Source organism: Desulfuromusa kysingii (genome assembly GCF_900107645.1).
Lineage (GTDB): Bacteria > Desulfobacterota > Desulfuromonadia > Desulfuromonadales > Geopsychrobacteraceae > Desulfuromusa > Desulfuromusa kysingii.
Genome location: NZ_FNQN01000012.1, coordinates 69014 through 95929, shown reverse-complemented (window position 1 = coordinate 95929; position 26916 = coordinate 69014). Strand labels below are relative to the sequence as shown.

Genomic DNA, 26916 nt, shown 5'->3' with positions numbered 1-26916 from the left:
TAATCCGATCCGTTTGCGCTTTTATTTCTGTCAAGACCGGTTCCCAAAGTGATTCTGGAACGTAAGCACGGGAGGCGGCAGAGCATTTCTGTCCCTGATATTCAAATGCACCACGGACGATACCGGTTGCAAGGGCTTTGACGTCAGCGGAGCTGTGAGCGAAGATAAAGTCTTTACCGCCGGTCTCACCAACGATACGTGGGTAGGTTTTATATTTGTTTGCGGCAATGTTGTTGCCGATTTGTTTCCACATGCTTTGGAATACCGCTGTACTTCCGGTGAAGTGAATGCCGTTAAAGTCCGGGCTGTCAAGGCAGACATTGCCAACATCACTCCCAGAACCTGGAACGAAGTTAATGACCCCATCTGGCAAACCTGCTTCCTGGAGTAACTTCATGAAATGGTATGGGGCATAGACAGCAGAGGATGCTGGTTTCCATACCACGGTATTGCCCATGATGGCTGGTGCCGTTGGCAGGTTGCCAGCGATAGCGGTGAAGTTAAATGGGGCAACAGCAAAGACAAAACCCTCCAGAGGACGATGCTGAACATAATTCCAGATAGGTGATGGTGAATGAAGTGGCTGGTCAGCGTAAACTTCTTGAGCGAAATACACATTGAAGCGGAGGAAGTCAATCAGCTCACATGCTGAATCAATTTCAGCTTGGAAAGGGTTCTTGCTGATATTGAGCATCGTAGCAGCGTTGATAAGGAACCGATAGGGACCAGCAAGGAGGTCGGCAGCTTTCAGGAAAATAGCCGCGCGCTCTTCCCAGCGTAGACTTTGCCAAGCAGGTTTTGCTGCCATCGCAGCATCAATTGCCATTTGCACTTCCTTGGGACCTGCCTTGTGGCTTGTTCCCAATTGGATTGAATGGTCATGAGGACAAGCTATCTTAACCGTATTCCCAGTACGAACTTCTTTCCCACCAATGATCAGTGGCACCTCGATCTGTTTGGACTTCAACTCCTCCAGGGCCAATTTTAACTTTTGACGCTCCGGTGATCCCGGTGCATACGCAAGAACCGGTTCATTTTGTGGTGAAGGGATGTTAATCGCGGCATTATTTAACACAGACATTGAAGCTCTCCTTTGGTGTAAGTGGATTATTTGTGACCTTTCTGCTATAGCAATGAAAATGCCAAAATCAGCATGCGAGAGGGTAGTGTGTTTGTTTTGGTTCTTAAGCCACTGTTTATAAAGAAGTAAGATGAGCTTTTTAAATTCTAGATGCTGGATTTTTCTGAGAAGCTGGTGGGAAATCAGGTCTTATCTGTGCCCGTTATGTCGTTTTGCATGAAGGGGACCGTGGTCGGTTCGCTTGTTTTAATTTTTTTAAACAACAGTTCAGTAATGCAGATTATGTGCAGTGGCAATTTAGTGCTTGATTCTTATGTTGCTATCGCGCTTGATCCGGCATTCGTCGAGTCATATTGTGCTGGTTTGTGTCGATTGTTGTCGTGAGGCTGAGGTTAGGAATTGGAGAAACTTGCCGCTTTTTCTCAATGTCAAAATTCACTCTGGTGGTCACAATCAGAAGCTTGAAGAACCTTTTTTCGAGCTTGTAATTTTACATCAAAGTGCCAATAAAGTTGTAAAAGGACTATATTGGCGGAGATTTAATTCGGAAGTATCTATTTTCTTCAAGATATTGAGTTCTGATGGATTTGTCTTCACTATCATCTAAACGAGCATGGAGTGTAGTTAGTTTTTATTGCGAGTGTGTATGCTTCGTTCACGGTTCGTCAGATCTGTCTGTGCGGCTTGGTTTGGGGGCAAGAAAAAGGAGTAGGATTGCTTTGCGTGAACCCTTAGCCGATGAAGTAGGTGTTTCATTGTTTGACTGGAGTAATTGAAATGGAATGCCAAGGTAAGTCGTAAGCACCAGCGCTCAAGAATGAATAAAAATACGACTTTGTATTATTTGATACGAAAATGTATTATCTTTGGGTCGCATCAATATTGCATTGTAAGAGAGATGGTAGATCTCTCAGTGTAATCTGCAAACAAATTCTTTGCATAAGTGAGAAGCTATGCCCATTCCCAAAATCCCACCCTTGCCCTCTCATAAAACCGAACAATGGAGCAGCCCCCCACAGATGTTCCAAGATCTGTCTGTTGCTGGAATTCTTGTAACTGATAAAGCCGGAATTGTCCTCAGTTCGCAGGGGTTTGCCAGAAAAATTCTAAGAGTTAAAAAAGGAATTCCTTTAGAACAGGCTCTGCCGCAACTTTGGCCTAAAGTAAAACGGACCCTTCAGGATCTAAAGCGTCGTCAGGAAGAATCGATATCAATCGAGACAGAGGTGAACTTTCTCACATGGATTGAACCGATAGTTTATGACTCAATATGTGATGGGATTATTTGTTTTTTCATCGAACATCTTAAAATCCCGGAACTTTTGAGTCAGCTTAGCTCATTTCAGGATCTTACAGGAGTGCTAAATACGATAATTGACTCGTCTGCTGATGGGCTCTGGGTGTCCGATTCGCAAGGGATTATAATTCGTATTAATCCGGCTTCAGAGCGAATAAGTGATGTCAAGGCAGAGGACATTATTGGTCGCAGTACACAGGAGTTGATCGACCTAGGGATTATTAAGCGGTCTGTCTTTGAAGAAGTCATAAATAGTAAAAAAGTTGTGAGTTATCTGACACAAAGTGCGAACGGCCGAAAATTTATAGCGACAGGTACTCCGGTCTTTGATGTGTCAGGTGATGTTGTCAGGGTTGTGGTGAGTGAACGTGATGTGAGTGAGATTGACAGGTTGCAGCGTGAATTAGAAGAACAGGAGGCTATCAAAGACGAGTTTCGGCACAAAATTGCCGAGATGCAGCAGACGAACTTAAGTTCTCAACAAGTGATTGCTAAGAGCCCCTGCATGGTCAAGGCTCTCAGTCAGGCGATCAGGGTGAGTAATGTAGATTCATCAGTGCTGATCCTTGGCGAGTCAGGTGTTGGAAAAGGGTTGTTCGCCGACCTCATTCATAAAAATTCAAGGCGAGCCGAAAAACCAATCATCAAGATAAACTGTGGTGCCATACCCGAGTCACTGATAGAGGCAGAACTCTTTGGTTATGAAAAAGGTGCGTTCACAGGGGCGCAGGCTCAAAAGCCAGGTCATTTCGAATTTGCAGATGGCGGTACTCTCTTTCTTGACGAAATTGCAGAGCTTCCCCTGTCTGCACAAGTCAAGCTGCTACATTTTTTAGAGGATGGTCAAATTACACGGGTTGGTGGAACGACTGGACGTACCGTCGATGTACGAGTCTTGGCAGCGACCCACCGTAATCTTGAGGAAATGGTGGAAAACAAGTCGTTTAGGCTCGACTTGTATTATCGTCTCAATGTTATCCCTATTTATGTTCCGTCGGTGCGAGAGCGGAAAGACTGTGTTCTTCCTTTGCTTCGTTATTATCTGGATTTTTATGCTGAAAAAGTCGGTTGTAAAAGACGTCTCAGCCTAGCGGCAACTGATGCGTTGCTCTCTTATAAATTTCCAGGCAATGTTCGTCAGTTAATGAATATTTGCGAGCGATTGGTTGTGATGTCGGAGACTGAACTGGTTGACCTCCAAGATCTGCCGAGTGATGTTTTTAGCTCTCAAAAAAAACAGGGGCGGTCTTCTGCGGTTCAGTTGCCTGAAAACATTGCTCTTAGGGAGGCGATAGAAAAAGTAGAAAGATCAATCCTTAAGCGCTCTTATGCAAAGCATCGCAACCAATACAAAATGGCTGCTCTTTTGGGGGTAACTCAAGCGACGATCGCCAGGAAGTTGAAGAAGTATGGTATTAGCAAGCACGTAGATTATGAGTGACGAAATCAAAAAAATACAAAATTGTATCTTTTGTGCGTGATATGAAGTGATTTTAGTTGTTGTATTAAGTTTTAGTTTAGTTTTCTGTTTTTTATTAAAAATTATTTCTAGGATGAGATGTCTCTCGCCATAATTCTAGATGAGTTATATTTCAAAACACCTGCTCTTCAATAAACAAACAATTATAATGATTTATCCTCTCATCTAAGTGCAATTTTGATGCATTTCTTTTGTTCTGGATTAACTTGAGAGGGTCCCCTAGCGGCGATTAATGTCGGGATCTAATATTCAAAAGAAAGTAAATTTTCTTATTGGCACTTTACTTGCTTGTCATTAGTTCCAAACGGAGTAGTATGCACAAAATGTGACACAGGAAAATCACCTGAACTTAGTTAAGGGGAATTGATAATTTCAAAGGCGAAGTTGTCTGAAAATATATGAGCTGTGCTTTAGATTGGTACGTGTTGCTATCATACCTTGAAAGCATTTCGTTTTTAAGGACAACTCTCGCCAAATAGCGAGGAACATTCTACAAGGAGAATGAACCATGAATTATCGAGGAAAACGTTTTACCCTGTTTGTCACCGTTATAATTCTAGTCTTGTTATGTGCAGGCCAAGCACTGGCCGCCCAAAAATGGAAATTAGGGCATGTTGCTCTTCCTGATTCTGACAATTCCTACCATGCCGCTGCACTCAAGTTTAAAGAGTTGCTGGCAGAAAAAACTAACATCAAGATCACAATATTCCCACAACGGCAACTTGGTGATGACCGCGAAATGCTTGAGGGTGTCCCGACCGGACTTCTCGACGTCACGGCAGCGACTCTCGGTCCAGTCAGTGCTTTCGAACCGAAGGTCGGATTGTTGGAACTGCCATTTTTGTTCAACAACCTGGATCATCTGGACGCTGTGCTTGACGGGTCAATCGGTCGGGAACTTCTTGATAGCCTTGAGAAGGCTGGCTACAAGGGGCTTGGCTTCTTCGATGATGGCATCAACAACATTACCAATTCTAAGCAGCCAATTCATAGTGCCGCAGACTTCAAGGGACTGCAGATGCGGACTATCGAGGCACCAGTTCGCATCGCTGTCGCCAAAAGTCTAGGGTCCAATCCTGTTCCAGTCGCCTATAGCGAACTCTATACCGCATTGCAGACCGGTGTTGTTGATGGTCAATCGAACCCAAACTGGGTGATTTCGTCACGCAGCCTTTGGGAGGTTCAAAAATACGTATCGGTCACTAACCATATCTGGGGCGGTGCTGTACTTGTCATGAATCTCGAAAAATTTAACGATCTCTCTCCTCAAGAGCAGGAACTTGTTCTCGCTGCTGGCAAGGAAGCTTGCCAATATGGGCGTAAGATGGGGCGCAATGCCGAAGATAAGCACCTGCAGAAAGCTATTGATCACGGCATGATCGTAGATAAAACTCCCGATTTAGCTTCAATGCGTAAAGCTACAGCTTCGGTATATGACGATATCTATCGTGATCAACCAACTTGGAAGCCGGTTATCGAAGAGATTCACCAGCTCGGACAGAAATTTTAAGCGAACTGAGAATATTCTTCTGCAATAGCGCAAGATAGGTGCAGGCTTCGAGGGAGGAAATCTAAATGGTAAAATCAATTGTTATCTTATGTAGTTTAATGAACCGCTTGGTGTCTTGTCTGGATTGGGTGGTTCGTGCACTCTTGGCCGTTGGGATGGGGATTATCTTGAGTGCAATAATTTTCCATGTTGTTGGCCGCTATTTCTTCAGCATGACCTACATGGGAACAATGGAACTTGTGCGTTATACGATGATTTGGGTTTCCATCCTCGGAGCCGCTGCCGCTTTTATCTGTAATGAGCACGTGATCATCGACATGCTGTCGAACAAATTTCCGGAAAAAATTTGGTTTTGGTGTCGCATCGTTGCCGATCTTATTCTTTGCGGATTCTTTGTGGCGATGATTTACGGCGGTCAATTTATGGCGATTCGCAATTTTTCTCAAACTTCTCTGGGACTTCAGATTCCAATGTTTTACCCTTATCTGGCAATACCAGTGGGGGGCTGTCTGATGTTAATTTATACCTTGACTGACTTATTCAACACCCTCGTTGATAGATGCGGCTTTCAGCATACCAACAGCGAGGTCAAATGATGATTTATCTAACCTTTGTGTTATTTATCGTATTTGCCCTGTTCGGGGTTCCGGTGGCCTTTTCCCTAGGGGTTTCCGCGCTGGTGTTCATGTTAGCGAATGGCATACCAATGGCTTTAATTGGACAGAAGCTGTTCACTGGTATGGATTCATTTCTGTTGACCGCTATTCCGCTCTTTATCCTTGCTGGCAATCTGATGAACGCCGCTGGTTTGACAGAGGAGCTGATCGAGTTCAGCAAACTCTTTGTCGGGCGTATCAGGGGGGGGTTGGCATACACCAACGTGCTAATCTCAATGATTTTTGCGGGAATGACTGGCGCTGGGGTTTCTGACACTGCAGCGGTTGGTTCGATCATGATTCCTGGGATGGCCAGAGACGGATACAAAAAGGATTATTCGACAGCGGTCACTGTAATCTCATCTACCATCGGGCCGGTGATCCCACCGAGCATTCCGTTTATTGTCTATGGTTCGATCACGGGTATTTCTGTTGGGGCTTTGTTTGTTGCTGGCATTATTCCCGGTATTCTTCTTGGTGCTTCGCAGATGGTTGCTATTTTCCTTGGATCACGCAGACATAAATTGCCACGGATAGAGAAAAAAATTCCTGTGCGCCAAAAAATTCGAATTACGAAGTGCGCGATTCTCGCTCTAATGATGCCGGTCATCATCTTAGGCGGTATCATCGGTGGTATTGCCACCCCAACAGAATCTGCAGGAATTGCTGCCTTTTATGCATTGCTGATCGGAGTGTTTGTTTATCGTTCGATAACCCCCAGAAAATTAATAAAAGTGCTTATTGATAGCGGCGTCACTACTGGTGCTGTTATGATTCTGCTGGGTACGGCGGCAATCTTTTCCTATTTGCTAGCTGCTGAGCAGTTTCCTCAAACAGTGTCTGAAGCTGTCCTATCGGCGACCAACAACAAAATTTTGATTCTGTTGCTGATCAATCTGTTTTTGTTGGTCTTCGGCATGTTTTTAGATGTTGTTCCGGCTTTGCTGATCATGACTCCAGTCTTTCTTCCCTTGGCCCAGCATGTTGGAGTGGATCCGATCCACTATGGGGTGATCTGCGTTCTGAACTTAGCTATCGGTTTGGCGACGCCACCAGTCGGTATGTGCCTGTTTGTCGGTGCCAACATTGCCAAGCTACCCATTGAGAAAATCACCCGGCCACTGATGCCTTTTATCATTGCATCTTTCTTGGCCTTGCTGGTCACTACGTATTGGGCGGATCTAATTTTGTTTTTGCCAAGGCTTTTTGGATACCTGTAACAGATCTAATCACCAAATTATAAATTGAGGAAATATGAAACTAAATCGGATGATTACTACGATAGATACCCATACGGCTGGTGAGCCAACCCGGGTTGTTACAGGCGGCATTCCTTATATTCCGGGGGCTAGCATGCAGGAGAAAAAAAACTGGATGGCGAAAAACGAAGACGATCTGCGTAAGATGCTAATGTTGGAGCCTCGGGGTCATCAGGATATGTTTGGTGCCATCCTTACCGCCCCGGTTTCAGAGGATGCCGACATGGGGATTATCTACATGGATAGTAGTGGTTATCTTGATATGTGCGTTCATGGTTCGATTGGAGCGGTAACCGCAATGGTTGAGAGCGGTATGCTCAGGTCATTTGACCAGGAGAGCGAAAAAATTCAACAGGTCGTACTTGATACTCCGGCAGGAAAAATCTATTCTACTGTTCATTTGGATCAAGGGCACGCCAAGAGTGTAACGATCCAAAATGTTCCCTCTTTTCTTTATAGTGTATTAGAAATAGAGCTGAATGGAATGGGGATGATCCCTGTTTCGATTTGCTATGCTGGGAATTATTTTGCCATTGTTAAAAGTGAACTTTTAGGTTTGAGGGTTGAGCAACAGCACGTCAATAAGTTGATAGAATATGGCTTGGAAATCAGAAAGAAGGTAAATCTGAATATTGATATCCGACATCCTGACAGTGGCGAACCAGGGCAGGTCAACTTAGTTGAGTTCTATGAAGAAACAGACCCGCCACGAAACGTAGTTATCTTTGGGGCAGGACAGGCTGATCGCTCTCCTTGTGGAACGGGCACTGGGGCCAAGATGGCAATGCTTCATGCACAGAAAAAGTTAATGGTTGGCCAACGTTACCCTTATCATAGTATTATAGGAACTGAGTTTATAGGTGAAATTCTTGAAGAAAAACAGATGAAAGACCGCGTTGCAATTGTTCCTGCAGTGACGGGTCGTGCACACATCATTGGGCTACAAAAATTCGTAATAGATGATGATGATCCCTTTAAATATGGATTTGGATTTTTGAAAAGTGCATAGATATTTATCATTGTCGTGCTTTTAAAAGAAATTGAGAGTTGTTCACATTGATTTAGGTGTTAGATAGTCGGCACTTTTTCTAATAGACAAAAGCTTTTGATTAGTCATAGCATTTATGGCGATGGCTCCCTATGTTAGGGCGTACTGATTTATCGGTTTTTTGTTTTGAGTTCAAAGATCAAATTGACGACATCTGCACCTTTAGGATGAAATGCACAACGATCTCCAGATCGCTAGAAAATTGTGGTTAACCATCATCCTAACTTGCGATCTTGCCCCCGGTATTGAATAGCTTCGCTTAAATGAAGCGTCTCAATCTGTTCAACACCTGCCAAGTCGGCAATAGTTCGCGCCAATTTGAGAATGCGGGTGAAACTGCGAGCTGAAAGCCCCAGTTTATCGGTGACCTGTTCGAGAAGTGTATCCCCTTGTGCGCTGAGCTTACAAAAACGACGGATGTGGCGGGCCTGCATCTGACTGTTAGCGTGCAGGCCGAAAGGGGCGAGGCGTTCATGTTGAATCTTGCGAGCACGGTTGACCCGTTCACGGATAGCTGAACTGCTCTCAGCTGGACTTTGATCAGTCAAATCCTTATGTGGAACTCTGGGGACTTCAACGTGGAGATCAATCCGATCGAGTAAGGGTCCAGAGAGACGGTTGCGATAGCGCTGCAGCATGGGTGGCGTGCAGGTGCAATCATGTTGAGTGTCACCGAGAAAACCACATGGACAGGGGTTCATCGCTGCTACAAGCATGAAGTTTGCCGGATAAGTTAAACTCAACGCGGCTCTACTGATGCTGACTTGACCGTCTTCAAGGGGCTGGCGAAGCATTTCCAGAACATTTTTTTTAAACTCAGGAAATTCATCGAGAAAGAGGATGCCGCGATGGGCTAAAGAGACTTCCCCGGGGCGGGGATAGCTGCCGCCACCAATAAGGCCTGCATCGGAGATGGTATGGTGTGGTGAGCGGAACGGTCGTTGGCGTACCAGTGCATTTTTGTGTGCCAATAACCCTGCGACAGAGTGGATCTTGGTGGTTTCGAGGGCCTCTTCGAAGGAGAAGTCCGGCAGGATCGTTGGTAATCGCCGTGCGAGCATGGTTTTGCCGCTCCCGGGAGGGCCGGACATGAGGATATTATGGGCGCCAGCAGCAGCCACTTCGAGAGCCCTTTTGACATGTTCTTGTCCGCGGACCTCAGCAAAGTCTTCCCCGTCCGTAGTAACATGCAGATCGAGTAAACTCTCGTTAGACTGGTAAGGGGTGAATTGTTGTTCGCCATTGATCAGCGCTACCGCCTCTCCCAGGTCATGTACCGCATAAACTTCCGGCCCGCTGACAATGGCCCCCTCTTCGGCGTTATCCTCCGGTACCAACAGGGAATAATCACCCCAGTCTCGTGCCGACACGGCGACGGGTAAAACACCGCGGACCGGTTTGATTTTCCCATCAAGGGAGAGTTCACCGAGGAGGATATACTTTTTAAGATTGTCGGCGTTGACAAGACCTGTGGCGCAGAGGAGACCGATGGCAATTGGTAGGTCGAAGGCTGTCCCCTCTTTGCGGATATCGGCAGGGGCAAGGTTGATGGTGATACGCCGGGCAGGGAAGTCATAGCCTGAATTTTTAATGGCCGATTTGACGCGATCTTTACTCTCTCTGACCGCCCCCTCCGGAAGACCAACGGTGGAAAATTGTGGTAACCCTTGCGCGATATCGACTTCGACTTCCACCGGATAAGCGTCAATGCCAATCAACGCGCCGGATATAACTTTTGCCAGCATTTGTTCCCCCTCCTGCTTGCTCTCCTCCCCCAAGGTATCAAATACCCGGGGGAGTTTGCGGTTAAAGCTATACTTGATTTTCTAGTTCATCAACGTGTCTTTCAGCCATCAGTGCGGCGACAGCTCCATCACCAACAGCGGTGGAGACTTGTCTGAGGATGGTGGTGCGATTATCTCCGGCGACAAAAATTCCCGGGACATTTGTTTTCGTGTCCTCGCCGGCTTTAACATAGCCGTCTTCTGTCAATTCGACGATGTCACTTATGAAGTCTGTCGTGGGGGTGACGCCAACGGCAACAAACATCCCCTGGATTTCAATTTTACGGGTTTCACCGGATTGTGTGTTTTTTAATACGGCACCTGTCAGGCCGCTGTTGTCTGATTCAAAGCCTTCAACGACGGAATTCCAAACGATCTCTATTTTTTCATTGGCGATCACTCGATCCTGTAAAATCTGGGTGGCACGGAGTTGGTCCCGCCGATGAACCAGATAGACTTTGCTGGCAAAGCGGGTCAAAAACAGAGCTTCCTCCGCAGCGGTGTCGCCGCCGCCAATTACTGCGATTGGGACTTCACGGAAGAAGGCGCCGTCACAGGTTGCGCAGTAGGAAACCCCTCTGCCGACGAGCTCTTTTTCACCCGCAACGCCGAGCTTTCTTGGGATGGCTCCTGTGGCAATAATGACAGCTTTACAAGTGATCTCTTTACCATCAACAATCAAGGTTTTAGTGGCCCCATTGTCGATCACCTTTTCGACGGTACCCGAATCCGTTTCAAGGCCAAACTCAACGCAATGTTCTTGGAAACGGGCCATCAGCTCCGGTCCGCCAATTCCCCCTGGATACCCTGGCCAGTTTTCGACCAGCGTTGTGGTCATCATTTGTCCACCCATAATCATTTTTTCAAGCAGCAGAGTTTTTAACCGTGCTCGGGAAGCATAGAGGCCAGCGGTCATTCCTGCAGGACCACCACCAACAATGATGACATCATATTCTGTACTACTCATATCTTATACCGCTCCTGTCTTTCGTGTCAGCTTTTCCACTTTAATGACGATGAATTATGAAGATGTAAATCCTTTTATGACCTGTTGTTCTACATCTAATGCCCGTTGAAAGTCAAATCGAGACTGGAGGTGAAAAGTTCATTGATATTTGTCTATTTCTTGAGTTTTTGTGACCAGAAAGGTAGTATCGGAAGATCGTTTAAAGGAGTTGGAATGCTGAAATTGTTGCGATATTTTTTGTGGCTGGTTGTTCTTGTTACGCTGATGTTGAGTTTCGATCAGTTGATGCTCAAGTTGCCGCTCAATAGTCCTGGGTTGAAGCAAACACAGCGGTTTTATGTGGACTTTCGTACCCGTTTGTTTGGGTTGCTGTCGTCAGCACCAGCTCCTGCGCCAACTTCAATTGAATCTGTGATCAGGCAGACAAAGACAACACCGGTAAAAACTGAAAAAAAATCGAATCGTTATGTGTATGTTGATGCCAATGGAACTTTACAGTTTGCTGATAGCTTCCAGCAGGTCCCGGTGGAATATCGTCGGGATGCACAGATTCTGGCTGAATAAACTATGATGTCTTCCAAAGAGCACCTCTCCGGTATCCTTTCCAATGATGACGATTTAGATCGCGCCTGTCGGAGTATCCCGAAAGAGTCCTGCCAGGAAGCGTCGAAAAATTTTACCATCAATGTTTGTAATGGTGCAGCTTCAAAACTGGCTGAACAGGTCGCGGGCCCCAACCTGATCCTCCCTTGGTTGTTCCAATTGCTGGGCACCCCCGTGTGGATGTTCGGCTTTTTGATGCCGATTAAGCAGAGTTTCTCGTTGTTGCCACAGATGGTTGTTGCCGGGCAGATCCGCAAGCTGGCGCTACGAAAATGGGTCTGGGTCGTTGCTGCAATGGTTCAGGCTCTTTGCTTATTGTTAATGGTTCCCGTTGCTCTCTGGCTTTCGCCGGTGAGTGCGGGATTTTCTCTGTTGGGCCTGCTTGTTGTTTTTAGTACGGCAAGTGGTGCGGCATCAGTCGCGTTTCAAGATGTTCTGGGGAAGACGATTGACAAGGGGCGGCGTGGACGGTTGCTAGCTCGCAGGGCTCTTGTCGGCGGCCTGCTGACCACTGCGGTCGGTTTGTTGCTAAACCGTTATCGAGAAGTGGAGCAGGGGCTCTCTGCGGTGTTGGTTTTATTGTTTGCTGCCGCAATGCTCTGGGGGTTGGCAGCTCTTTTTTTTGCGCTGATACGTGAGTTCCCAGGCGCTGTTAAGGGAGGGCGTAATGCTTTCTTGGAGTTGCGGTCGGGTCTGAGCTTGTTTCGTCAATACCCCGGCTTCAGGAGGTTCCTGCTGGCCCGTTCTTTGTTGCTCTCGGTGGAGTTAGCAACGCCATTCTTTGTTTTGCATGCAGGTCAGCTTTTACACCTTAAAATTCAGAGTATTGGCTCGCTAATGGTTGCCGTCGGGGTGTCTCAGGTCCTTAGTAGTCCATTTTGGGGAAAAATGGCTGATCAAACTAGCAAACGGGTCATGGCGCTAAGCTCGTTTATTGCTTTTGTAGCTGCCATGTTGGCAATTGCGTTGACTTTTATATCGACCTATTCCCTTCAATATGCAGGCTATCTCTTGGTGTTTATGTTGGTTGGCTTAGCCGAGGCGGGGGTGAGATTGGGGCGTAAAACCTATTTGGTTGATGCCGCGCCCGCAGAAGAAAGAGCCACCTATACCGCGTTTAGCAATAGTTTTGTTGGTGTTATTGCTATGATGAGCGGCATTACCGGTTTGGTTGCGCAGTGGTTGGGCGCGTCGGTGATGATCTCTGTTATTGCAGTGTTTATGTTGCTGGGCTATTGGGCCTGTAAACGAATGCCTGAGGCGGATGTTATGCTCCGTCGTTAAGTTAAATGTTAAGGGGTTCCGTAGATATCAGCACGCCTATCGTGGAGAATGTCAATCTTCTTGCGGTAGCTCTCCATTTCAGCAAAGTCAAATTTTGCAACCAGTTCAATATCTTCTTCGGCCCCTATCTGCAAAACATTCCCCAACGGTGAAACCAGTTGACTCAAGCCTGTAAAATCGAGTTTTCCCTGAATTCCGCAACAATTAGCCGCGATTATAAATATCTGGTTCTCAATAGCTCGAGCGCGTAGCAGAGTTTTCCAGTGCTCCTGGCGGGGTTTTGGCCATTCTGCGGGGATGCAGATGATCTCCGCCCCCTCGAGTGCCAGCTTGCGAAATAATTCTGGGAAGCGCAGATCGTAGCAGATTGCGACACCTAATTTTCCGACCGATGTATCAACGGTCAAGCTACGCTGCCCTGAGCCGAGAAACTGATCTTCATGCATGGTTGAAAAGAGGTGTAGCTTCCGATAGCTACCGACGATGTCCCCTTTGTCAACAACGTAGGCCGTATTATAGATGGTGCCATCGACAAGCTCCGGGAGACTGCCAACAGTGACAAGACCTAACGTCGAGCACTCTTTCTGCAAGTCTTCCAAGACGCGCGGCGTCTCTTTGGCCAGAGCGGTGAGATTGCGATAATCATAGCCGCAGCTCCACATCTCAGGGAGCACGGCTAACTGTGCACCTTGTGAGGCAACGCGTTTTAATGCCGCCGTGACAACGTCAAGGTTGGCGTCGATGTAGCCAAGGGAGATTCGAAATTGTATTGCTGCACACATCAATTGTTTCATTTTCTTGTCCATCCTTCATGAGCTTGAGAATCTGGAGTTGTCCGAATGCTATTTGTTTAGACCTGTATTATAGACCAATTTGGGTATAATTTTCTATACCGGTAAAAAGCCGTATAAAGAAAAAAAGAATGACATGTTTTTTATTGTTTTTCCACGCTGGGCATGTATACTGTGGACGATTTTTTTTAACAAATAATGCATACCTCAAGGATAAACAGGCGTTCTTGAAGGAAATTTTATGCAGGGTTAATCGTCTTGCAAGATGGTGAAAACTTCTATTTATGTGCCGATGAAGCTTCTAGAGCGTCGGTAAGTTTTGGGAATTCAAAGGACACGAATTGATTCACAACCCTTTTTAAGAAAGTGCACTAACATGATCAAAATCAGTAAAGGCTTGGACTTGCCCATTACCGGCAGTCCCGAACAGACTATCTCTGACGGCTTGACGGCTAAGACCGTTGCGGTGCTCGGTCCGGATTATGTCGGCATGAAGCCAAGCATGTGTGTGAAGGTTGGTGATCAGGTCAAGCTCGGACAACTGTTGTTTACCGATAAAAAAACGGCAGGAGTTAAGTACACGGCTCCAGGTTGCGGTGAAGTGATTGCCATAAACCGTGGAGAACGCCGGGCGCTACAGTCGGTAGTTATCAGGTTGAATGGCACTGACGCTGAAACTTTTGATTCATTTTCAACCGCTGAGCTTGAAACTCTGAGCCGTGAAAAAGTTGTCAGCAATCTGGTGGACTCTGGACTTTGGACTGCCCTGAGAACCAGACCTTTCAACAAGGTCCCAGCCCCTGATAGTGTTCCACATTCTATCTTTGTTACGGCAATGGATACGAACCCCTTGGCTGCGAATGCAGAATTGGTTATTAAAGGGGAGGAGCAGGCGTTTAGTAACGGTCTCAAGATTTTGACCCGACTCACAGAGGGGAAAGTCTTCGTCTGTCAAAAACCGGACGCCGCACTTCCTGCTGTGAATGGCACGACCAAAGAAGAATTTGACGGGCCTCATCCTGCCGGTCTGGCTGGAACTCACATCCATTTCCTTGATCCGGTCAACGAGACAAAGACCGTCTGGTCGATCAATTATCAGGATGTGATTGCGTATGGGCAATTGTTTGTTTCCGGAAAACTCCCCGTAGATCGTGTTATTGCCCTCGGTGGTCCCGGGGTTAAAACTCCTCGATTGTTACGTACCCGCGTTGGCGTGTCTCTTGAAGAACTGTTAGCTGGTGAACTAGATTCTGGTGAACAGCGGATTATCTCAGGTTCCGTACTAAACGGGACAACTGCTGCAGGGCCTTTGGCATTTCTCGGGCGATACCACCTGCAGGTATCGGTGTTACCAGAAAAACGGGATCGTGAATTTTGTGCATCTTTGACTGCCGGCGCCGACAAATATTCCATTAAGCGGGCCTTCTTGTCCGCATTTACCGGTGGACCTTCGGCTCCAATGAACACCAGTCAATACGGAAGTAAAGAGAACGTCCTTGCGATAGGATCCTTTGAGAAGGTGCTGCCAATTGACACGCTGCCCAACTTTCTGCTGCGTAGTTTGGCGGCTGGGGATACGGATCAAGCACAGGATCTTGGGTGCCTGGAACTTGCAGAAGAGGATCTTGCTTTGTGCACCTATGTATGTGCCGGTAAAAATGATTATGGCATTATGTTGCGCGATGCTCTTACTATCATTGAGAAAGAGGGTTAACTGCTGTGAAATTACTCGATGTATTGTCCGAAGCGGTAGGTAAGTCACTCTACTCTCCCGCAGATGTAACGACAGGTTCGACCCATGTGCGTGACAGTATAAACCACAAGCGGGTTATGAGCATCATTATGTTGGCATTATTGCCCTGCATCTTGATGGCGATTTGGAACAGTGGCTTTCAAGCGAACCTCACTTTGAATCAGATGTTGGCGGCAGGCCAGATTGATGCTTTGCCTGCGTTGAGTGACAGCACCTCGCTGTCAGCCAATATGCTGAAAGGGTTGTGGAATTTTCTCCCCATGTTAATTGTTGTCATGTTGGTTCAGGCCGTCTGGGTCGCAATTTTTGCTGCTATGCGGAAAAAAAGCATTGGCTCAGGTTTCTTGGTGACCTCAGTCCTGATTGTTCTGCTTATGCCACCGACCGCCCCCTTATGGCAGGTTGCCTTGGCAGCCTCTTTTGGTGTCGTTATTGGCCGTGAAATTTTTGGCGGAACCGGAATGAACTTCTTGAACCCGGCACTGGTTGCTTGGGTCTTCATGTCTCTGGCTTATTCCAGCTCGATATTTGGCGATGCTGTCTGGACGGACGTTGATGGCTATGCGGGGGCAACGCCGTTGGCCATGGCTCTCGGTGATGGTGTTTCGAGCCTGGCAGGACAGGGTGTCACTTGGCAATCAGCCTTTTTGGGGACAATTCCTGGGGCTATGGGTGAGACATCCACTCTGGCCTGTCTGTTTGGAGCCGCTGTTCTGCTGATCACGGGGATCGGCTCATGGCGTACTATCGTTTCGATTCTGATCGGAGTTGTTGGTCTGTCCTCGATTCTCTGTATCTTTAATCCCGAGGCCATGAGTCCAGCTTGGCACTTGGTTCTTGGCGGAATGGCTTTTGGTATCGTGTTTTTGGCGACCGACCATTCAGCATCAGCCATGACCACAAAAGGGCAGTGGATTACGGGGATATTGATTGGCTTACTCATTGTAGTTGTTCGTATTTATAACCCGACGATGCCTGAAAGTGTCGGCGTTATCCTCCTGTTCGGTAGCGTTATGGCCCCCCTGATTGATCGCTTGGTCGTGAACGCACACATCAAGAAAAGGAAGCTGCGTCATGTCTAATGATTCTATATTTAAAACATTTCTGGTTGCTTTTCTGCTCTGTGTCGTCTGTTCAATTCTGGTCTGTTTGGCGGCAATTGTGCGGATCGACAAGGAAGCATATAACAAGCAACTTGAAATACGTAAAACAGTGCTGATAGCCGGTGGTTTTCAGCAGCAGATTGATGATGGTGGCAATATTGACGAGCTTTTCACCGCCAACATGGAGCTCAAATTGGTCGACCTGGCGACGGGGGAGTATACAACTGCCGTTGATGCTGCAACGTACGACCAGAAAGAGGCCATAGATAATCCTGAGCTGTCAGAGAAGATTCCAGCGGATTTGGATCTTGCCGGGATTGGAACACGAGCCAAATATGCTGCTGTATATCTTGAAAAATCAGGTACGGTTATCCTGCCAATTCGCGGTGCAGGTATGTGGGGGCCGATGTATGGTTATATCGCCATCGCCAATGACGGTAGTACAGTCAAAGGATTCACCTTTTATCAGCATGCAGAGACACCAGGGCTGGGAGCTGAAGTTGATAACCCGAACTGGAAGAAGCAATGGCCCAATAAGCAATTGTATAGCAAGTCTGGCAGACTGGCTCTAAAAGTTGTCAAGAAGGGAGCATACGATCCCAACGCTGCTGATGCTAATAACACTATTGATGGTATCGCGGGCTCAACAGTCACTGGCAGCAAGGTGAATAACATTATTCGTTACTGGTTCGGAGAGAATGGTTATGCTCCCTTCTTGAATAAACTCAAAGCAAAGAGAGGTTAGTCATGGCAAAAGCAAAAGACGCGCTGCTGGATCCATTATTTAACAACAATCCGATAGCCTTACAGATCCTCGGTATCTGTTCAGCGCTGGCAGTTACCAACAAGCTATCGACTGCTTTGACAATGACCATTGCAGTGACTCTGGTTACTTCATGCTCCAACGCGGCAATCAGTGCGATCCGCAATCATATTCCTAACAGTATCAGGATCATTGTGCAGATGACCATTATTGCAACACTGGTCATCATCATTGATCAAATGCTGAAAGCGTATCTCTATGAGATGAGTAAAGCTTTGTCTGTATACGTCGGTTTGATTATCACGAACTGTATCGTTATGGGCCGGGCAGAAGCCTTTGCGATGAAAAACCCTGTTGGGTTAAGTTTCTTGGATGGTGTTGGTAATGGTTTGGGTTACGGTGTCGTCCTTCTCGCTGTTGGCTTTGTTCGTGAGCTTTTCGGTTCCGGTAAGCTTTTTGGTGTGACCATTCTCAACACCGTGAACGATGGTGGTTGGTATGTCACGAACGGTTTGATGCTGTTAGCTCCCAGTGCTTTTTTCCTGATTGGCTTCATCATTTGGGGTTTACGTACCTGGAAACCTGAACTTCAAGAATAGGAATAACTGTGATGTCACATTATTTTATGATCTTTTTTAATTCGGTTTTCATTGACAACATTGCCCTGACGTTCTTTTTAGGGATGTGTACTTTTATCGCTGTATCAAAAAAGGTTGATACTGCGCTAATGCTGAGTGCTGCTGTTATTGTTGTTGAAGTCATTACCGTCCCGGTTAACAACCTTCTTTATGTCTTTTTGCTTAAAAAGGGTGCATTGGCGTGGGCGGGTTATCCCAATCTTGACCTGAGTTTTCTCGGCCTCATCTGCTATATCGGAGTTATTGCCGCAATTGTCCAGATCCTGGAAATGGCGCTCGATAAGTATTTTCCAGCGTTGTACAACGCTTTAGGGATATTCCTTCCGCTAATCACTGTTAACTGTGCCATTCTCGGTGCTGCGTTGTTTATGGTTGAGCGTGATTACAATGTGGCTGAGAGTACCGTGTATGGTGCCGGTGTTGGGGTCGGTTTTGGTTTGGCAATCTGCCTATTGGCAGGTATTCGGGAAAAACTCTCATACAGTGATGTTCCAAAAGGGTTACGCGGTGTTGGAGTGACATTTATCATTGTTGGGTTGATGGCCATGTCGTTTCGGGCATTTTCTGGTCTGCAATTTTAATAGCGGTAGCACTAGAGTATTAAGGATTAGGTGAATAGTATGGAACTAGTAATTGTAGGGAGTACCATGTTCACGGGGATTATTCTCGCGCTGGTCGCCATCATTTTGGTGGCGCGCAAGAGTTTGGTTCCCAGTGGTGAAATCCACTTTTACATCAATGATGATCCTGACAAAACCATCACCACTAAACCTGGTGGTAAACTTTTGGGGGCTTTAGCTGATCAGGGGATCTTCATTCCATCTGCTTGTGGTGGTGGTGGTACATGTGGGCAATGTAAGGTCCATGTTTTTGAGGGTGGCGGTGATATCCTCCCGACTGAAACTGGATTTATCAACAAGCGTGAAGCTCGTGAGGGGTTACGTCTTGGCTGTCAGGTTGGGGTTAAGCAGGATATGAAGCTAGGTATCCCGGCCGAGATTTTTGATATCAAGAAATGGGAGTGTACGGTTCGCTCGAATCATGGCCGTGCAACCTTTATCAAAGAATTGATCGTCGATCTTCCTGAAGGTGAAGATTGCGACTTTAGGGCTGGTGGTTATATCCAGATTGAAGCGCCACCACATGAACTGTCTTACTCGGAATTTGATATTGAGGATGAATATAAAGAGGATTGGGATAAATTTGACCTCTGGCGGTTTAAGTCGGTGGTTAAAGAGCCGATTATGCGCGCTTATTCCATGGCGAGTTATCCTTTAGAAAAAGGGATGATTATGCTGAATGTGCGGTGTTGTCCGCCGCCACCAAACGCTCCAGATGCTCCTCCGGGACAGATGTCATCTTTTATCTTCAACCTGAAACCTGGTGATAAGGTGACAATTTCAGGACCTTACGGTGAGTTTTTTGCCAGAGATACTGATAACGAGATGGTTTTCATTGGTGGTGGTGCCGGTATGGCACCGATGCGGTCCCACATTTATGACCAGCTGTTGCGGTTGCACTCAACTCGAAAAATGACTTACTGGTATGGAGCACGTAGTCTAAAAGAGATGTTCTATGTCGATGAGTTAAATGAACTACAAGAGAAGTTTCCGAACTTTAAGTGGTATTGTGCTCTATCCGATCCATTGCCAGAAGACAACTGGACTGGTCCGGTAGGCTTTATTCATAATGTTCTTTATGACCTCTATATAAAAGATCATGAAGCGCCAGAAGATTGTGAATACTATATGTGTGGTCCCCCATTGATGGCCAATGCCGTGACCAATATGCTGCTTGATCAAGGTGTTGAGCGTGAAAACATCATGTTTGATGATTTTGGTCCCTGATTTACGCGGCTAATTGTTGCAACCTTTCCATCGTGCTTATTGAGTATAATTAAGGGTTGATCATCGATAAAGGAGAGTTTTAATGACATATGGACAAGCAAAAGAGATAGTTAATGCTGCTCAGGAATTCCATCGTCGTGCAAGTGCATTTTATCAGCAGCTAGCAGATAAGGCCGAAGGCGAACGGGTGAAGATGTTGCTTGATTATCTTGTCCGTCATGAAGCTCACTTAGTCCGTGCCTTAGAAAATTATCAGGATGAGGTAAAAACTAAGGTCCTGGACGCGTGGTATCAATACGCACAAGAACAATGTTTAATGCAGCCATTTGATGTGAGCCAGTATCCTGCGGCAATGACGGTTGAGGATGTGATGAAAATCGGACTCGACATTGATGCTTGTCTTGTCGCTTCATATAAGGGGATGGCTGAAACGGCGAGCTCTCAAGAGTGTCGCGAGATATTTCAAAATTTGCTCTTGATGGAAAAACAACAAAAACATAAACTGTCTCGAGTTGCTCTAGAGATAGACGAAATGTAAATTAGTTTTGCTAATAAACATATAGAGCCGCATCTAATTAATGATGCGGCTTTTTTTTGGAGAAGTGATGAAAATTAAATCTCTGATTATAGTTATTATCGTAGCCATTGTCGGTTGCATAATCTATCTGAATCAGAATGTGACAACTCAAGATCAGCTGGTGACCTTGTCTGGAACGACGATGGGTACTAGCTATCATATAAAATTAGCGCCAGCAGAGGGACAAAAGTTCAATCCAAAAACAATCAAAGCGAAGATTGATGAACGTCTTTCCGTTATTGACCATCTGATGTCTACCTATAAGGAAGATTCGGATATATCAAAGTTTAATCGCGCTGCAGTTGATAGTTGGATGACAGTTTCCACTGAAACCATGACGGTTATAAACGAGGCTCAGAAAATCAGCCAACTCAGTCATGGGGCTTTTGATATCACTATTGGCAATCTGGTCAATCTTTGGGGGTTTGGCCCGACGATTAATATTTATGAATTACCTGATGAAAAGATCATCCAAGCCTTGCTGCCGCAAGTTGGCTACAATAAACTGGAAGTGCAGTTATCCCCACCAAAGATACGTAAAAGGAGTGAGTCGGTTTATCTTGACCTTTCTGGAATCGCGAAAGGGTACGCAGTCGATGCTGTTGCTCGGCTTTTAGTCCAGAATAATATTGAAAACTTTCTGGTTGAGATTGGTGGAGAAATTATCACTCATGGCCATAAGCAACAACAGCAAACCTGGGTTATAGGGATAGAGAGCCCGGTTGGAGGCGAGCGTGTCGTGCGCAAGCGACTTCACTTGCCCGATGTCGCAATGGCAACATCCGGTGATTATCGTAACTACTTTGAACACGAAGGGGTTCGTTATTCGCACACAATTGACCCAGTCACAGGCTATCCAATTAGGCATGCTTTGGCGTCTGTAACAGTTATTGACCGGTCTTGTATGCGTGCAGATGCATTGGCTACTGCCATCACGGTCCTGGGGCCTGATAAAGGGTTAGAGTTTGCCACAACGCATCAACTTGCAGTATATATGTTGGTGAAACAGGGTGATCGTTTTATTGAACAGCACAGCAGTGCATTCGAACCATACCTCAAGGCAGAGGAGGATTAACTATGGAATTGATACTTCCCGCTTTAATTATATTTTTACTTGCATTTACCGGATTATCGATTGGAATTATCTTTGGTCGCAAGGGGATTTCTGGAAGTTGCAGCAGCAACGAGGCCAAACTGCTCGATATCCAATGCTTTTGCGGGCAGGATAGTAGTTGCTCTGAGAGTTGTTCCAGCGCCATCACAATAAGTGCCGTTTGCGCCGATGGCGACGTGGAGAAGTGCCGTCAAATTCAGGCGGACTTTGAACGCCGGACAGGGCAATTGACTCCTCCCGGTTAAACCTTGTTTTTAGTCCTGCGCAGTGACCATAAATTATTAGTGTCCCCAATAGGTTCAGTGAATACTTGATCTATGGGGGCTCTCTATCTGCATATCCCTTTCTGTATCAGCAAATGTCCTTACTGTGACTTTTTCTCAGAAGTTGGTCAGCAACAGCAAATTGATGACTACGTCGAGCAGCTGAAACGAAATATCAAAATTGCCTCGACCCAAGACTCTCAACCGCTATCTCTGGACACTCTTTTTTTTGGCGGGGGGACCCCCTCACTGCTTTCGGTCAACCAGCTGGCAGATGTCCTGCGTTGCATTGTTCGATATTTTGGTATAAATCCCGCCGCAGAAATAACCATTGAAGCCAACCCTGGAACCTTGAGCCTTGAAAAACTGAAAGGATATCGTCAGGCTGGTGTCAATCGCCTGTCTTTGGGGATTCAGTCGCTTGATGATCATAGACTGCAACAACTCGGTAGGATTCACACGGTCGCACAGGCACGGGAAAGCATTATCTCTGCGCGCGCAGCGGGTTTTGATAACCTGAGTCTGGACCTGATGTTTGCCCTCCCGAATCAAGATCTACTGGCGTTAGAGAGCGAAATTGCTGAATTATTGACCTTTAAGCCAGAGCACGTCTCAGTCTACGGATTGTCGTATGAAGAAGGGACGGATTTTTTTTTACGGCAACAGGCAGGGAAGATCAGATCCTGTGATGAGGGGCTATATGCCGATATGTACTTGTTGCTGCATAACTATTTAGTGGCCGCAGGTTATAACCATTATGAGATATCGAACTTTGCCAAGCCGGATAGTCTTTGCCGGCATAACCAGGTCTATTGGAAGCGGGAAAACTGCCTTGCTATTGGTGCTGGAGCGCATGGATTTCAAGATCAGCACTGGGGTAAGCGATGGCATGTTGAAGCTGATTTAAACCATTATAAAGAATGCTTGATCCAAGGAAAAGATCCCGTAAAGCTGTTAGAGCAATACGATCGAGACGGGGCGATGAAGGAATACGCCTATCTACGATTACGAACCAGCAAAGGGATTGATGTACAAGAATTTTATCGGCGGTTTGGTCTTGAGTTTCAAGATGTTTTTGCTCCAGCTATTCTGAAGACCAAAGACTATCTATATGCGAGCGGGCAACGCCGTTTTTTTGATGTTAATGGCTGGCTTATTTATGATCATTTGATCAGCAACTTTATATAAAAGTTCAGTCGTGATCCCCTCTGCTAGAAAATAAAAGATAGGCATGCACCTGCGGCCATAAGACTTGACAACATGGCATGGTGTTGATAATCTCAACCTTTAGCACTCACCTCTATCGAGTGCTAACACATAGTGAAGGTCAAAACGATTGAAATTTGCAGGAGTAAATTTCCATGGCTGAATCATTAAACGAACGCAGCCAAAATATTTTAGAGGCGATTGTTGAAGATTACATTGCCTCTGCTGAGCCAATAGGCAGCCGAGCTATCAGCCGTAAGCACAATTTTAATTTGTCACCCGCATCGGTACGCAATGTGATGGCAGATTTAGAAGAGATGGGATTGCTCTGTTCCCCGCACACTTCATCTGGGCGGATACCCACAGGGAAGGGGTTTCAATATTATATTGATACCCTGTTAGAAGTTCGTGCGCTTAATCAGCGGGAAAAACAGAACCTCCGGAAAAACTACCGCTTTAAAAATATGCGTATGGAAGACATTATGCAGGAGGTGGGCCGAGTTCTTTCCGGGTTGTCACAGTATACTGGGCTGGTCATGGCCCCTAAATTTATTTCGACAGTATTCCGTCAAATAGAGTTTATCCGTTTATCTCAGGGCCGATTGCTAGCAATCTATGTGTCCGAGACAGGATTGGTCCAAAACAAAGTCATAGAAGCAGACCCAACTTTAACCGTTCAGGACCTTGAACAGATCAGTAACTATCTAAATGCTGAATTGAATGGGATGACCATTCAAGAGGTTCGCGAGAAGCTAAATGATGAATTGCATAAAGACCGGGTGGAATATGACCGACTGAAGAAGCAAGCATTGAGCCTTTCTTGTGCCGCCTTACAGGATGAGGTTGAGGATCAGGTCTACGTTTCGGGCGCATCGCTGATGCTAGGTCAACCTGAATTCTCAACACCAGAGAAAATGAAACGCTTAATTCAGAGCTTTGAAAGTAAGAAGCTCTTGATTGAGTTGCTTGATCGCGGCCAGTCTGCACAAGGGGTGCATATTTTTGTGGGCAGTGAAAGTAGTGATATTGATTTGCAGGGATGTAGCTTGATTACATCAAACTTTTCCAATCAAAAAGGGGCCATAGGGACTCTCGGCGTGATTGGTCCGGTACGGATGAATTATTCCCAGGTCGTTCCTTTGGTAGACTTTACAGCGCAACTGGTTAGCCGCGTGTTGGATCGGGAAATTGAATAACATAAGAAGTCAAATATTGAACTTGTATGGTGGAATCTAAAGAATAAGAGCGATAAGCCTTGACAGATATAAGGAGCGCAAGTGTGACAAAACAAAACGAGGAAAAAGAACCTGAGACTGAACTGGAAACGGCAGAGAATCAAGAGCCTGAGGTTGTTGAAGAAGATGATGAAAAAGAACGACTTCAGGATGAGCTGACCAAGGCTTTGAGTGAAGCAAAAGTGCATCAGGAGCAATATTTAAGAACTCTGGCTGAAATGGAAAATCTGCGGAAACGGACGCAACGAGATAAAGAAGATTTAGCCAAGTTTGCGAATGAGAATATCCTCCGGGAAATTTTGCCGGTTATCGACAATCTTGAACGTGCAGTTGAACATGCAGAACAGGCTGAAAGTAATGACGGTCTGTTTGAGGGGGTGCAAATGACGCTGAGTCAGTTCAGCCAATTGCTCACCAAGTTCGGGGTAAAGCCGGTTGATGCTATGGGACAACCCTTTGATCCCGCATACCACCAAGCTATGGGGCAAATGGAATCTGAAGAACACCCTGTGAATACAGTGGTGCAGCAAATGCAAAAAGGGTACGAACTTAATAATCGGTTGTTGCGACCTGCTTTTGTGATGTTGGCAAAAGCTCCGGAACAAAAACAAACTGAAGCTGATGATTCAGCTGAAGAGCAATGATCTCTGACAAAATCTCTAAGGAGGATATAAGATTATGGGTAAAATTATTGGTATTGATTTAGGGACCACAAACTCCTGTGTTGCCGTTATGGAAGGTGGCGAACCAGTTGTTATTGCCAACTCAGAAGGCTCACGGACAACCCCATCGATTGTCGCTTTTACCGAAAGTGGAGAGCGGTTGGTGGGGCAACAGGCGAAACGGCAAGCAGTCACGAATCCAGAAAACACCTTGTTTGCTATCAAACGTCTGATTGGCCGTAAGTTCACGTCTGAAGCAGTGCAAAAAGATATGAAAATCAGCCCGTTTAAAATCATTGAAGCGGACAATGGTGATGCCTGGGTTGAGGCGCGGGATAAAAAATACAGTTCACCGGAGATTTCGGCCATGGTACTGCAAAAAATGAAGCAGACGGCTGAAGACTATCTGGGTGAAAAAGTAACCGATGCTGTTATCACCGTTCCGGCATATTTTAATGATTCCCAGCGTCAGGCAACCAAAGATGCAGGTAAAATTGCCGGTCTGAATGTCCTCCGTATTATCAACGAGCCAACCGCAGCTTCACTGGCATATGGACTGGATAAGAAAAATGAGATGACCATCGCGGTATTTGACCTCGGTGGTGGTACCTTCGATGTCTCTATTCTGGACTTGGGCGACGGTGTATTCGAAGTTAAATCGACCAATGGCGATACCTTCCTTGGTGGAGAAGATTTCGATCAGCTGATTATAGATTATGTCGCAAGTGAATTCAAAAAGGATCAAGGAATTGATCTGCGTGGCGACAAAATGGCGTTGCAGCGGTTGAAGGAAGCAGCAGAAAAAGCAAAATGCGAACTTTCATCCTCAATGGAAACAGATATTAACCTGCCATTTATCACTGCCGATCAAACGGGTCCGAAGCACATGAATATCAAACTGACTCGTTCCAAGTTGGAAAGTATCTGTAGCGAATTGATCGCTCGACTCACTGGACCTTGTCAGATGGCACTGAAAGATGCTGGTTTAGCAGCCAATGAGATCACCGAAGTTATTCTGGTCGGTGGTATGACCCGGATGCCAGCAGTTCAAGAGCGGGTTAAGGAGATCTTCGGCAGAGCTCCAAGTAAAGGGGTTAACCCTGATGAGGTTGTTGCCATTGGTGCTGCAATCCAAGGCGGCGTCCTTGCCGGCGATGTCAAAGATGTCCTCTTACTGGATGTGACGCCTCTGTCTTTGGGGATTGAAACTCTTGGTAGCGTAATGACCAAGTTGATTGAGAAAAATACCACTGTTCCATGTAAAAAAAGCCAGGTTTTCTCAACTGCTGCAGATAACCAACCAGCGGTTTCTGTCCATGTTCTTCAGGGTGAGAGGGAGATGGCAAATGATAACAAGACCATCGGTAACTTTGAGCTAGTGGGTATCCCGGCAGCACCGCGTGGTGTTCCTCAAATCGAGGTGACATTCGATATTGATGCCAATGGAATTCTCCACGTATCTGCAAAGGATCTGGGTACCGGTAAAGAGCAATCGATCCAAATTACTGCTTCAAGCGGTCTCTCTGAAGAAGAAATTAATAAGATGGTTCAGGATGCCGAAGCGCATGCCAGCGATGACAAACACAAGCGCGAGTTGGCTGAAGCCCGGAATCAGGCTGATGGGTTGGCTTACACCACAGAAAAATCACTGACAGAACATGGTGAGAAGTTAGACAGTGCAACTAAGAAGCAAATTGAAGACGCACTAGCCGAGCTGAAAACGGCGATTGAGGGAGATAATCCTGAAGAGATCAAGACTAAGAGTGAAGCCTTGGCCCAAGCATCGCACAAGCTGGCAGAAATGATGTACGCTCAATCTCAGGAAGGTGCTGGCGAGGCTGCTGGCGATGGCGGAGCTGCTTCTGATGCTTCACCTGCTGATGATGTTGTCGACGCAGAGTTCGAAGACGTCGACGAAAAGAAATAAATTTCCAGAACAACGGACGCCGGGATATTCAAGGCCCGGCGTCTGTCTTTTTAGATCAGGATAGATAT

The 26916-nt window shown here is 46.2% G+C and carries 24 protein-coding genes; 20 read left to right on the top strand and 4 right to left on the bottom strand.

Annotated elements, in window-relative coordinates; all coding sequences use genetic code 11:
* Positions 1-1081 (bottom strand): aldehyde dehydrogenase family protein (locus BLU87_RS15950; RefSeq protein ID WP_139167598.1); only part of this gene is annotated, 1081 nt, incomplete at its 3' end.
* A gap of 1019 nt (positions 1082-2100) precedes the next feature.
* On the opposite strand from BLU87_RS15950, the gene BLU87_RS15935 reads away from it, so the two are divergent.
* The 5 genes from BLU87_RS15935 to BLU87_RS15915 all read left to right on the top strand — a co-directional run bounded on the left by BLU87_RS15935 (position 2101) and on the right by BLU87_RS15915 (position 8292).
* Positions 2101-3819: a sigma-54 interaction domain-containing protein gene (locus BLU87_RS15935; RefSeq protein WP_092350657.1), complete on the top strand. Its 1719-nt coding sequence runs from the start codon at positions 2101-2103 to the stop codon at positions 3817-3819.
* Between the two features lie 547 nt (positions 3820-4366).
* Positions 4367-5368: a TRAP transporter substrate-binding protein gene (locus BLU87_RS15930; protein WP_092350655.1), complete on the top strand. Its 1002-nt coding sequence runs from the start codon at positions 4367-4369 to the stop codon at positions 5366-5368.
* A 65-nt stretch (positions 5369-5433) separates the two neighbouring features.
* Positions 5434-5964: a TRAP transporter small permease gene (locus tag BLU87_RS15925; protein WP_092350653.1), complete on the top strand. Its 531-nt coding sequence runs from the start codon at positions 5434-5436 to the stop codon at positions 5962-5964.
* The gene (locus tag BLU87_RS15920) at positions 5961-7244 is read left to right on the top strand and encodes a TRAP transporter large permease (protein WP_217637537.1); all 1284 of its coding nucleotides are present in this window, start codon (positions 5961-5963) and stop codon (positions 7242-7244) included. The genes BLU87_RS15925 and BLU87_RS15920 overlap by 4 nt, the downstream gene beginning before the upstream one ends.
* Positions 7245-7278: 34 nt before the next feature.
* The gene (locus tag BLU87_RS15915; RefSeq protein WP_092350651.1) at positions 7279-8292 is read left to right on the top strand and encodes a proline racemase family protein; all 1014 of its coding nucleotides are present in this window, start codon (positions 7279-7281) and stop codon (positions 8290-8292) included.
* A gap of 254 nt (positions 8293-8546) precedes the next feature.
* Here BLU87_RS15915 and BLU87_RS15910 read toward each other — a convergent pair whose 3' ends face one another.
* Both BLU87_RS15910 and trxB read right to left on the bottom strand, forming a co-directional pair.
* The gene (locus BLU87_RS15910) at positions 8547-10076 is read right to left on the bottom strand and encodes a YifB family Mg chelatase-like AAA ATPase (RefSeq protein ID WP_092350649.1); all 1530 of its coding nucleotides are present in this window, start codon (positions 10074-10076) and stop codon (positions 8547-8549) included.
* A 67-nt stretch (positions 10077-10143) separates the two neighbouring features.
* Positions 10144-11082, bottom strand: a complete 939-nt coding sequence (gene trxB / locus BLU87_RS15905; protein WP_092350647.1) for a thioredoxin-disulfide reductase — start codon at positions 11080-11082, stop codon at positions 10144-10146.
* A 213-nt stretch (positions 11083-11295) separates the two neighbouring features.
* Here trxB and BLU87_RS15900 point away from each other — a divergent pair, with 213 nt between their 5' ends.
* On the top strand, positions 11296-11646 hold the full coding sequence (locus BLU87_RS15900; protein WP_092350645.1) for a hypothetical protein: 351 nt from the start codon (positions 11296-11298) through the stop codon (positions 11644-11646).
* A 3-nt stretch (positions 11647-11649) separates the two neighbouring features.
* Positions 11650-12969: an MFS transporter gene (locus BLU87_RS15895; protein WP_092350643.1), complete on the top strand. Its 1320-nt coding sequence runs from the start codon at positions 11650-11652 to the stop codon at positions 12967-12969.
* An 8-nt stretch (positions 12970-12977) separates the two neighbouring features.
* On the opposite strand, the gene BLU87_RS15890 is transcribed toward BLU87_RS15895, so the two are convergent.
* On the bottom strand, positions 12978-13763 hold the full coding sequence (locus BLU87_RS15890; protein WP_245706653.1) for a carbon-nitrogen family hydrolase: 786 nt from the start codon (positions 13761-13763) through the stop codon (positions 12978-12980).
* Between the two features lie 373 nt (positions 13764-14136).
* Between BLU87_RS15890 and BLU87_RS15885 the strand changes: the two genes are divergently transcribed.
* The 13 genes from BLU87_RS15885 to dnaK all read left to right on the top strand — a co-directional run bounded on the left by BLU87_RS15885 (position 14137) and on the right by dnaK (position 26848).
* On the top strand, positions 14137-15474 hold the full coding sequence (locus BLU87_RS15885; RefSeq protein WP_092350639.1) for a Na(+)-translocating NADH-quinone reductase subunit A: 1338 nt from the start codon (positions 14137-14139) through the stop codon (positions 15472-15474).
* A 5-nt stretch (positions 15475-15479) separates the two neighbouring features.
* Positions 15480-16595 carry an NADH:ubiquinone reductase (Na(+)-transporting) subunit B gene (nqrB, locus tag BLU87_RS15880; protein ID WP_092350637.1) on the top strand — a complete coding sequence of 372 codons (1116 nt, stop codon included), beginning with the start codon at positions 15480-15482 and terminating at the stop codon, positions 16593-16595.
* A complete protein-coding gene (locus BLU87_RS15875; protein ID WP_092350635.1) occupies positions 16588-17361 on the top strand; it encodes a Na(+)-translocating NADH-quinone reductase subunit C in 774 nt (257 codons plus the stop codon). The genes nqrB and BLU87_RS15875 overlap by 8 nt, the downstream gene beginning before the upstream one ends.
* Before the next feature lie 2 nt (positions 17362-17363).
* Entirely contained in the window at positions 17364-17978 is a 615-nt protein-coding gene (locus tag BLU87_RS15870; protein ID WP_092350633.1) for an NADH:ubiquinone reductase (Na(+)-transporting) subunit D, read from the top strand.
* A gap of 11 nt (positions 17979-17989) precedes the next feature.
* Positions 17990-18598, top strand: a complete 609-nt coding sequence (nqrE, locus tag BLU87_RS15865; RefSeq protein ID WP_092350631.1) for an NADH:ubiquinone reductase (Na(+)-transporting) subunit E — start codon at positions 17990-17992, stop codon at positions 18596-18598.
* Positions 18599-18637: 39 nt separating this feature from the next.
* Positions 18638-19864, top strand: coding sequence for an NADH:ubiquinone reductase (Na(+)-transporting) subunit F (gene nqrF / locus BLU87_RS15860; protein ID WP_092350629.1), 1227 nt, complete (start codon positions 18638-18640; stop codon positions 19862-19864).
* An 82-nt stretch (positions 19865-19946) separates the two neighbouring features.
* The gene (locus tag BLU87_RS15855; RefSeq protein ID WP_092350627.1) at positions 19947-20402 is read left to right on the top strand and encodes a ferritin family protein; all 456 of its coding nucleotides are present in this window, start codon (positions 19947-19949) and stop codon (positions 20400-20402) included.
* Between the two features lie 67 nt (positions 20403-20469).
* Positions 20470-21516 (top strand): FAD:protein FMN transferase, encoded by a 1047-nt coding sequence (locus BLU87_RS15850; protein ID WP_092350625.1) that lies wholly within the window; start codon positions 20470-20472, stop codon positions 21514-21516.
* Positions 21517-21518: 2 nt separating this feature from the next.
* Positions 21519-21800: a hypothetical protein gene (locus tag BLU87_RS15845; protein WP_092350622.1), complete on the top strand. Its 282-nt coding sequence runs from the start codon at positions 21519-21521 to the stop codon at positions 21798-21800.
* 72 nt (positions 21801-21872) lie between these two features.
* Positions 21873-23006, top strand: coding sequence for a radical SAM family heme chaperone HemW (gene hemW / locus BLU87_RS15840; protein ID WP_092350620.1), 1134 nt, complete (start codon positions 21873-21875; stop codon positions 23004-23006).
* A 173-nt stretch (positions 23007-23179) separates the two neighbouring features.
* Entirely contained in the window at positions 23180-24220 is a 1041-nt protein-coding gene (gene hrcA / locus BLU87_RS15835; protein WP_092350617.1) for a heat-inducible transcriptional repressor HrcA, read from the top strand.
* Positions 24221-24303: 83 nt separating this feature from the next.
* Positions 24304-24903: a nucleotide exchange factor GrpE gene (gene grpE, locus BLU87_RS15830; RefSeq protein ID WP_092350615.1), complete on the top strand. Its 600-nt coding sequence runs from the start codon at positions 24304-24306 to the stop codon at positions 24901-24903.
* A 34-nt stretch (positions 24904-24937) separates the two neighbouring features.
* Positions 24938-26848, top strand: coding sequence for a molecular chaperone DnaK (gene dnaK, locus BLU87_RS15825; RefSeq protein WP_092350613.1), 1911 nt, complete (start codon positions 24938-24940; stop codon positions 26846-26848).
* The last annotated feature ends 68 nt before the right edge of the window (positions 26849-26916 follow it).

Coding starts and splice junctions, on each gene's coding strand:
- BLU87_RS15855 (WP_092350627.1), top strand. CDS start 19,947: ATGACATATGGACAAGCAAAAGAGATAGTTAATGCTGCTCAGGAATTC.
- BLU87_RS15930 (WP_092350655.1), top strand. CDS start 4,367: ATGAATTATCGAGGAAAACGTTTTACCCTGTTTGTCACCGTTATAATT.
- BLU87_RS15870 (WP_092350633.1), top strand. CDS start 17,364: ATGGCAAAAGCAAAAGACGCGCTGCTGGATCCATTATTTAACAACAAT.
- dnaK (WP_092350613.1), top strand. CDS start 24,938: ATGGGTAAAATTATTGGTATTGATTTAGGGACCACAAACTCCTGTGTT.
- BLU87_RS15910 (WP_092350649.1), bottom strand. CDS start 10,076: ATGCTGGCAAAAGTTATATCCGGCGCGTTGATTGGCATTGACGCTTAT.
- hemW (WP_092350620.1), top strand. CDS start 21,873: ATGGGGGCTCTCTATCTGCATATCCCTTTCTGTATCAGCAAATGTCCT.
- BLU87_RS15845 (WP_092350622.1), top strand. CDS start 21,519: ATGGAATTGATACTTCCCGCTTTAATTATATTTTTACTTGCATTTACC.
- nqrF (WP_092350629.1), top strand. CDS start 18,638: ATGGAACTAGTAATTGTAGGGAGTACCATGTTCACGGGGATTATTCTC.
- nqrE (WP_092350631.1), top strand. CDS start 17,990: ATGTCACATTATTTTATGATCTTTTTTAATTCGGTTTTCATTGACAAC.
- BLU87_RS15885 (WP_092350639.1), top strand. CDS start 14,137: ATGATCAAAATCAGTAAAGGCTTGGACTTGCCCATTACCGGCAGTCCC.
- trxB (WP_092350647.1), bottom strand. CDS start 11,082: ATGAGTAGTACAGAATATGATGTCATCATTGTTGGTGGTGGTCCTGCA.
- BLU87_RS15900 (WP_092350645.1), top strand. CDS start 11,296: ATGCTGAAATTGTTGCGATATTTTTTGTGGCTGGTTGTTCTTGTTACG.
- BLU87_RS15935 (WP_092350657.1), top strand. CDS start 2,101: ATGTTCCAAGATCTGTCTGTTGCTGGAATTCTTGTAACTGATAAAGCC.
- BLU87_RS15920 (WP_217637537.1), top strand. CDS start 5,961: ATGATGATTTATCTAACCTTTGTGTTATTTATCGTATTTGCCCTGTTC.
- BLU87_RS15925 (WP_092350653.1), top strand. CDS start 5,434: ATGGTAAAATCAATTGTTATCTTATGTAGTTTAATGAACCGCTTGGTG.
- BLU87_RS15890 (WP_245706653.1), bottom strand. CDS start 13,763: ATGAAACAATTGATGTGTGCAGCAATACAATTTCGAATCTCCCTTGGC.
- BLU87_RS15895 (WP_092350643.1), top strand. CDS start 11,650: ATGATGTCTTCCAAAGAGCACCTCTCCGGTATCCTTTCCAATGATGAC.
- BLU87_RS15875 (WP_092350635.1), top strand. CDS start 16,588: ATGTCTAATGATTCTATATTTAAAACATTTCTGGTTGCTTTTCTGCTC.
- BLU87_RS15850 (WP_092350625.1), top strand. CDS start 20,470: ATGAAAATTAAATCTCTGATTATAGTTATTATCGTAGCCATTGTCGGT.
- BLU87_RS15915 (WP_092350651.1), top strand. CDS start 7,279: ATGAAACTAAATCGGATGATTACTACGATAGATACCCATACGGCTGGT.
- hrcA (WP_092350617.1), top strand. CDS start 23,180: ATGGCTGAATCATTAAACGAACGCAGCCAAAATATTTTAGAGGCGATT.